We start from the raw sequence: 7,528 nt of genomic DNA on the forward strand, positions 1-7,528 counted from the left end.
GAGATTGGGGCGACGCTGGTCGTTTTAAAAGAAAATAGTCCATCCTGTGGCAGTGCGGCGATTTATAATGGTGAATTCATGGGGGAGAAGAGGGCCGGGAATGGAGTGACCGCGGCTTTGCTTAGGCGGCATGGATTCATTGTCACGTCAGAGGAGTGGTTATCCGATCATCTGGGAGAAAAATGAGGTGTAATGCTTTTGCTTTTGGGGGAGGGGAATACATGGAGGATATCAACCTCTATACGTTGTTATTTTTAATACTTGCCGGCTTTGTTGCTGCATTCATCGATTCCGTTGTGGGCGGCGGGGGATTGATCTCGATTCCAGCCTTATTGTTTACGGGAATTTCACCTTCAGCGGCATTAGCAACGAATAAGCTTGCAGGGACGATGGGATCGTTGACGAGTACGATTTCATTCATCAGGGCTGGGAAGGTGGACTTTAAATTCGTCATCAAGCTGTTTCCCATCACCTTGATCGGAGCGGCATTGGGTGCTTATATTGTTCATTTCGTTTCCGCAGAGATCCTAAAGCCGCTCATTTTGATCCTTTTGGTCATCGTCGCAGTTTATACGTTGATAAAAAAGGATTGGGGGAAAGAGGCAAAGTATAAAGGACTGAAAAGGAAAAAAATGCTTTTGCTGATTGGCATAATTTTTGCCATTGGGTTTTATGATGGGTTTCTTGGACCAGGGACTGGTTCCTTCTTATTATTTTCATTTTTGATCATAGGGTTTGATTTTGTCCAGGCTGCCGGGAATGCCAGAATCTTGAACTTTGGCAGCAATATTGCAGCACTTATCATTTTTTTATCAATGGGAACCGTCAACTTCGCCTATGGGATTCCGATGGGGCTTGCCATGGTATGCGGGGCATTGGTCGGGACGAACTTCGCCATCAAGAAAGGCGCATCGTATGTGCGTGTTTTGTTCATTTGCGTCACCGTTTTGTTGATTGGGAAAAATGTCTTGAATTATTTTCATGTGCTTTAAAAAGAAAATGGCCGAAGATGCAGGTTGGATCTTCGGCCATTTTTGCGGTCATTTAGTTAAGTTCAAGTCCCATTGTACGCCGAATTGATCCCTGACCTTCCCGTACTTAACTCCCAAAAGGTATCTTGGAGTTCCCTTAAAGATGAACCTTTTGCATACAAGGAATCATATAAACTCCGTATTTCGGCTTCGCTGTCACACTCGAGGACCAACGATACGTTGTTTCCGGCTGCAAGAGGATTTCCTGGAAACGTATCGGATACCATGATCAACAGATTCCCTTTTTTGATCTTTGCATGCAAAACAAGATCGTCCGCTTCTCCGTAGGTTTGCAGGTCAGCAATCTCCGCTTGAAATATATCTTCATAGAAGGCCAATGCTTCCTTGGCCTGTCCATCGAACATTAAATATGGGGTAACCTGATGCTTCATCTGCCTCCTCCATTTTCGGGTTCCTTTTCGAAAGGTCTGGCATATCCTCCTTCTTTGCTGGAAATAAGAAGGGCAAGATTTTTTTTGATTTCACTTGCCTGACGAACGTTCGTTAAGTTATGATGGTTTTATCAGAAATTGTTACATGGTTAAGGGCAGATTGCCAAAACTGTACTGTAAGAGATTCGGCGGCATCATGGACGATTTTCAGTAAGGTCAAACAGCAGGAGAGGATAGGAATGTCATTAAGGGAACAGCAACAACAAAATGTATTGGAGTTGGAATCGACGGGAAGGGTGTTTTTGCGTTATTTGATTCCTTCGATGATCGGTATGGTATTGATGGCATTGAACTTTGTCGTCGATGGAGTGATGGTCGGCAATAAGCTGGGATCTGTCGCCCTGGCAGGCGTCAATATTGCCGGTCCCATTTATACGATCTTTGTAGCGATGTCCATTTGGATCGGAGTTGGCGGGGCAACCCTTTATTCGCAAAGCATGGGCGCAAGGGATTATGATCGTGCCCGCTTCATCTTCACCCATTCAATCATTTTGATCACGATATTTACCGTAATCATAGGTGTGGGTGCCTATGCTTTCCATAATCAGCTTGTATATGCACTAGGGGCCAATGAGGCAACCGCTCCTTTTGCGACGGACTACATGAATGTATTCCTGATGCTTGGATTTGTTTTCACGCTGGAGAATACCTTAAGCATATTCGTCAGGAACAACGGCAATCCGAATTTGGCGATGGTCTCCCTGATCGTCACGGCCGTTTCGAATTTCGTCCTGAACTTCATCATTCTATATGTCCTTGAGTTAGGTGTACGGGAAACCGCGTATGGAACGATCATCGCAGCCGCGCTTGGCATCCTGGTTCTCAGCATTCACTTCTTCACGAAGAAGAACACGCTTCGTCTCGTTACGTTCAGGTTCGAAAAGTCGCTTTTCGTGATGACGATGATGATCGGCTTTCCAAGCTTCCTAGCGGAAATTGGGGTATCCGTCTTTACGATTGCCCATAATAATGCGTTCTCCCGCCTTGTAGGCACCGACGGGTTAGCGGCATTTTCCATTGTGAATTATGCCCATAGTGTCATGCTCTTGATGTTTCTTGGCATAGGGTCGGCCATTCAGCCACTGGTCAGCTATTATCATGGGGCACAAGATGAAAAGCGGAAGCGTGAAACGGTTCGCATCGCCATATTGACAGCAATGGGAGCAGGAATTGCGATTACGCTCCTAGGGCAAATTGCGGCGCCTTATATCGTCGATTTATTCGGTGATTTTTCAAGCGAAGTTAAGGAGCTTGCGACAATCGGGATCAGGATTTTCTTTAGCGGCTACATCCTGATGGGGGTCAACTTCGTCATGATGACCTATTTCCAATCGATCGGGCAAGTGAAGATGGCGGCTTGGATCACGGTTGGCCGTGAATTCATTTTCATGCTGATTTTCTTGCTTACATTGCCGTTGATATTTGGGACGAATGCCGCATGGATGGCGATCCCCTTATCCGAGGTGGTCATATTCCTGACGATCCTGCTATATTCGAAACGAGAAGGTTCGGTGCTTGGAAAAAAAGAGAAGGTCAATTGAATGTTCACCGTAAAGATCACCATTTGGTGGTCTTTTTTTTGTTTTTACCCGCGAATTTGAGATTACGCCTTCATTTACAACGGAAACTTGATTCTTTCCAATTTTTTTCGACATGTGTATATTGTACTGGAAAAAAAGTACTAGTTGGCCGATATTATCCATATAGATTGAAAATTTTAAATTTTGGACAAATGGAGGTTGCATATCTTGAAGTTATCCGTATCGAAAAAATTATGGGCAAGTTTTTTGTCCATCCTTTTATTTTTGGTGGCCATAGGTGTTCTGTATCTATGGATCATCATCGATTTGAATGGCAAGTATACGTTTTTATTGGATGATCGGGTGAAAAAAATCAGCCTAGTCGAGGAGATGATCAACAAGCAGCAAGCCATCTCTAATGATGTTCGCGGATATATCATCTATAAAGATTCCACTTATCTGGAAAATAGGGAGACGGCTCATGATGGATTCGAGAAGGCATACAGCACGCTTGAGAAAAGCATGACATCCAAGGAAGACCGGGAATTGCTTGAAGAGATTCATCGCACGCAGCTGGAATATATGGGAATGGCTGAAGAGATAACCATAAGCATGCAGCAAGGGAATAGTAAGAAGGCGATGGAAATCGCCGATAATGCGATTGAGCTGGATAAAACGATCTTGGATAATGCCCAGAAGCTGGATGGCAAACAGAATGTGTATATGCAGGAGACAAGGAAGGAATTGAATGAGAAGGTAGGGGATATGAAAGCATTCATCGTTTTGCTGATAATCGGCGGGTTCGTTCTCAGTATCATATTGCCCATCATCCTCAGCAGAAGCATTTCACGTCCTGTCCGTAAGCTGACGGAAGCGCTGGGCCAAGTCGCTTCCGGTAATTTAAATATTGAAGAAATGAAAATCCGGAACAAAGATGAAATTGGCGAAATGGCAGCGGCCTTCAATTTAATGGTAGGGGGACTTAAATCGATTGTCCTGAATATGAGGGATTCCGCGTCACAGCTTGCTGTTCAAGCTGAACAGATGTCGGCAAGTTCAGAACAAAGCCTGGCGTCCTCAGAGATGGTGTCGGCAACAGCAGAGGAAAATAGGAAAGGCACCTCCCTTCAGGTCGATATTGTCGAAAAATCGGTCGATTCGATGATTGAAATGGCTGCTGCCATCAAACGGATCACACTGAGCAATGTCGAAATGCTTCATTCAGCCAAGACCGTCAATGGACTCGTTCAACACGGGGCAGAGGGCATGAATGATGTAACGGCTCAAATGAAGGATATTAATGCCACGATTCGCGAGTCGGCAAAAATTATGGAAAACATGTCGAGTCACTCCAATGAAATTCAACGGGTGACAACATTCATTACCGATATTTCCGAACAAACGAATTTATTGGCATTGAATGCTGCGATTGAAGCGGCACGAGCTGGAGAACATGGGAAAGGGTTCGCAGTGGTGGCTGATGAAGTCCGGAAGCTTGCCGAGCAATCGAAGATATCGGCAGCGGAAATTGAGAAAATGGTCCGGTTCATCCAGGAAGCTACTGGAAAGGGAGTCGAGTCTATCAATGTAGGAAGTAAGAAAGCGGAAGAAGGACTTGCTGCTTCGGCAAGCTCGCTTCAAGTATTCACTAGCATCAAATCGGCCGTCGGACAGGTGAGTGAGCAAATTGCCTCGGTTTCCTCTGCCGTTGACGATCTGCAGGTGATGACCGAAGATGTTACGGAAGGCGCTCATTCTATCAAGGAAATAGCGGTCATATCAGCAGAAAGGGCAAATGATACAAGTGCTGCGACCGAAGAACAGCACACCGCCACCGAACAGATTTCCGAAGGTGCCCAAGCGTTGGCAACCTTGGCTGAAGGCTTGAAATTGGAAGTGAGCCGGTTTAAGTTTTAACACGTGAAAATCGAAAAGCCTGACCGCCCATGCGAGGCGGCAGGCTTTTTCTCTTTTCATTTTTTCATGATGGAAGGGCGAACCTCACTTGACAATGCTTGAGGAGAATTTCGACAATCCGTTTCGATGCAAAGCCATCCCCATATGGATTCGAGGCTGTTGCCATTTTGTTATAGTCGCCTTCGTTCGTAAGCAGATTATGGGCGGCCTCGTAAATGCGGTCTTCTTCGATTCCGGCCAATAAAAGTGTGCCGGCCTTGATTCCCTCCGGCCGTTCCGTCGTATCGCGCAACACGACAACCGGGACGCCAAGTGATGGTGCTTCCTCCTGCACCCCCCCGGAATCTGTCAGGATGAGATGAGATCGTGCCGCGAAGTTATGGAAATCAATCACCTCCAGGGGCTCGATGATATGTAGCCTCTTTGTTTCTTCGAAAACCTCATGGGCGATTTCCCGGACGACTGGATTTTTATGAATCGGGAAAACAACCTGGATATCCCCATGTTCATCAAGAAGCCGCTTCACGGAACGGAATATCCCCTGCATCGGTTTTCCGATATTTTCACGCCGATGTACGGTCATTAATAGCATCCTATCTCCATTCAAATCAGAGAGGATCGGATGCGAATAGTCCTTCTGGATCGTTGTTTTCAAAGCATCGATCACCGTATTTCCAGTGATGTGGATGCTGTCGGTCCGTTTATTTTCCAATAGCAGGTTTTCGGCAGCCTGCTTGGTCGGGGCGAAGTGGATGTCGGCCAGGACACCGGTCAATTGCCGATTCATCTCCTCAGGAAACGGTGAATGCTTATTCCAAGTGCGGAGTCCGGCTTCAACATGGCCAATCTGGACCTTATTATAGTAAGCAGCCAAGCTAGCGATGAAAGTGGTCGTCGTATCTCCATGGACGAGGACGATATCCGGTTTTATATGCTTCATGAGCGAACTCAGTCCCTCGATGCCCCTTGTTGTAATATCCTCTAATGTCTGTCTGTCTCTCATCATATCCAAATCGTGATCTGGCTTTATTTGAAAACATTGCAGTACTTGATCAAGCATTTCCCGATGCTGGGCGGTGACCACCACGATGGTTTCTATTTCGGCGTGATGTTTTTTCAGTTCCAAAACGACTGGTGCCATTTTAATTGCTTCAGGCCTTGTGCCAAAGACCGTCATGACCTTCAAACGTTGTTTAGGCATGCTCCATTCCTCCTCCTGCTAACTGTCCTCCCCATTATAACGAGAGATTCAGAGGAAAAATGAAAACGAAACAATAATTAACGGAATATTTACAAAATTAATGAGGACTTTATATTTCCTTAACCTTCCATTAATAACGGCACTTTACAATATAAAGCAGGAAGCATGACTGATCCAAGAATAGAGGTGATAGGTGAATATGAAAAGCGTCCTGATGATCGTGCAAAACTTTTATCCGGAAATCGGAAGTGCGGGAAATCGAATGAAAAATGTGTATCTCCATTTGAAAAGAAACGGATATGAAGTAACGGTCATCACGTTGAAACCGAGTTATCCCGATCAAAGTTTGTATCAAGACCATGAATTTTGGGATGAGGAACATATTGAGGAAGATGTCATCAGGATAAAACCGAATAAGGTGAAGCGGTATACAAGCAATATGGGAAGGCGCTTGCTGCATTATCTTGAAGCGATGTGGCTTTTCATTTATACAATCATCCGTCTCGAAAAAACATATGATTATGTGTTTGTCTCGACACCGCCAATTTTCCCGACGATGGCAGCTTTGATTGCCAAGAGAAAAATGAAGGCGAAACTCATTACCGATGTCAGGGACTTATGGCCAGAATCGTTGATAGGAGTGGGGGTTTTCGCAAATAAATGGATTTTGAAGTTCGCATACGTCCTGGAGCGGAAGCTGTATCGGCATTCAGATCATATTATCATCAATAGCCCTGGGTTCAGGGATTATATCAGGGCCAAGGGGGTCCAGGAAGAAACGATTCAATTCATCCCCAATTCGCTCACTGGTGATGAGCTGGCGTTGCGGAATGTATTTACCCCCATTTCTGAAACGAAAATCAAGGTCGTCTATACCGGGAATATCGGACTGGCCCAAGACCTGAAAAAACTGATAGCCATTGCTGAAACGTTAAGGAAACATGAGCAAATCGAGTTCACGATAATCGGATACGGCTACCGGGCAGCTGAAGTCGAGAGGGAAATCAGCGCGAAGGGATTGGCGAATATAAAAGTCATTAATGCGATGAATCGGAGGGTGACCCTTCATGAAGTTTCCTCCTCCCATATTGCTTATGTAAGCTTGGTGGAAAAAGAGGTGTTCAATAAGGTGCTGCCTGGAAAGATCATTGATTATATGTGTGTCGGAAAGCCAATTGTCGGTGATGTGGCGGGAAGGGCCAAGCAGGTGATCTCAGAGGCGAAGTGCGGGCTGGTGGCAGATAGCCGGGATGTGGGTGAAATCAGTCGCCACATTTTGACCATGGCCAGAGATCGAGCGCTGCGTGAAGAGCTAGGGGAAAACGGTTATGTATATGCGAAACAGCATTTTCTATGGTCCCAAAATATTAAAGGCCTCATCAACGTCTTGGAGGCGTAGGGAAGAAT

Annotated in this window: 6 protein-coding genes and 2 pseudogenes; 6 read left to right on the top strand and 2 right to left on the bottom strand. The window is 45.5% G+C overall.

Annotated features, from left to right (window positions below; genetic code table 11):
- A partial coding sequence (locus tag CVN76_RS04400) for a DUF523 domain-containing protein (protein WP_157805513.1) occupies positions 1 to 186 on the top strand: 186 nt, incomplete at its 5' end.
- Between the two features lie 35 nt (positions 187 to 221).
- Positions 222 to 992 (top strand): sulfite exporter TauE/SafE family protein, encoded by a 771-nt coding sequence (locus CVN76_RS04405; protein ID WP_100530444.1) that lies wholly within the window; start codon positions 222 to 224, stop codon positions 990 to 992.
- A 62-nt stretch (positions 993 to 1,054) separates the two neighbouring features.
- On the opposite strand, the gene CVN76_RS04410 is transcribed toward CVN76_RS04405, so the two are convergent.
- A complete protein-coding gene (locus CVN76_RS04410) occupies positions 1,055 to 1,423 on the bottom strand; it encodes a VOC family protein (protein WP_332850604.1) in 369 nt (122 codons plus the stop codon).
- A gap of 239 nt (positions 1,424 to 1,662) precedes the next feature.
- Between CVN76_RS04410 and CVN76_RS04415 the strand changes: the two genes are divergently transcribed.
- The 3 genes and pseudogenes from CVN76_RS04415 to CVN76_RS32310 form a co-directional block, all read left to right on the top strand.
- Positions 1,663 to 3,024 (top strand): MATE family efflux transporter, encoded by a 1,362-nt coding sequence (locus tag CVN76_RS04415; RefSeq protein WP_100530445.1) that lies wholly within the window; start codon positions 1,663 to 1,665, stop codon positions 3,022 to 3,024.
- 207 nt (positions 3,025 to 3,231) lie between these two features.
- A pseudogene (locus CVN76_RS32305) lies at positions 3,232 to 3,978 on the top strand (HAMP domain-containing protein); the annotation flags it as partial.
- A gap of 309 nt (positions 3,979 to 4,287) precedes the next feature.
- Positions 4,288 to 4,920 (top strand): annotated as a pseudogene (locus CVN76_RS32310) (methyl-accepting chemotaxis protein); the annotation flags it as partial.
- 64 nt (positions 4,921 to 4,984) lie between these two features.
- Here the strand turns inward: CVN76_RS32310 and wecB are convergent.
- Complete coding sequence (gene wecB, locus CVN76_RS04425; RefSeq protein ID WP_100530447.1) at positions 4,985 to 6,121, bottom strand: non-hydrolyzing UDP-N-acetylglucosamine 2-epimerase; 1,137 nt, start codon at positions 6,119 to 6,121, stop codon at positions 4,985 to 4,987.
- A 199-nt stretch (positions 6,122 to 6,320) separates the two neighbouring features.
- Here wecB and CVN76_RS04430 point away from each other — a divergent pair, with 199 nt between their 5' ends.
- The gene (locus CVN76_RS04430; RefSeq protein ID WP_100530448.1) at positions 6,321 to 7,520 is read left to right on the top strand and encodes a glycosyltransferase family 4 protein; all 1,200 of its coding nucleotides are present in this window, start codon (positions 6,321 to 6,323) and stop codon (positions 7,518 to 7,520) included.
- The last annotated feature ends 8 nt before the right edge of the window (positions 7,521 to 7,528 follow it).

This window comes from Bacillus sp. mrc49 (assembly GCF_002803435.1).

Coding starts and splice junctions, on each gene's coding strand:
- CVN76_RS04405 (WP_100530444.1), top strand. CDS start 222: ATGGAGGATATCAACCTCTATACGTTGTTATTTTTAATACTTGCCGGC.
- CVN76_RS04410 (WP_332850604.1), bottom strand. CDS start 1,423: ATGAAGCATCAGGTTACCCCATATTTAATGTTCGATGGACAGGCCAAG.
- CVN76_RS04415 (WP_100530445.1), top strand. CDS start 1,663: ATGTCATTAAGGGAACAGCAACAACAAAATGTATTGGAGTTGGAATCG.
- wecB (WP_100530447.1), bottom strand. CDS start 6,121: ATGCCTAAACAACGTTTGAAGGTCATGACGGTCTTTGGCACAAGGCCT.
- CVN76_RS04430 (WP_100530448.1), top strand. CDS start 6,321: ATGAAAAGCGTCCTGATGATCGTGCAAAACTTTTATCCGGAAATCGGA.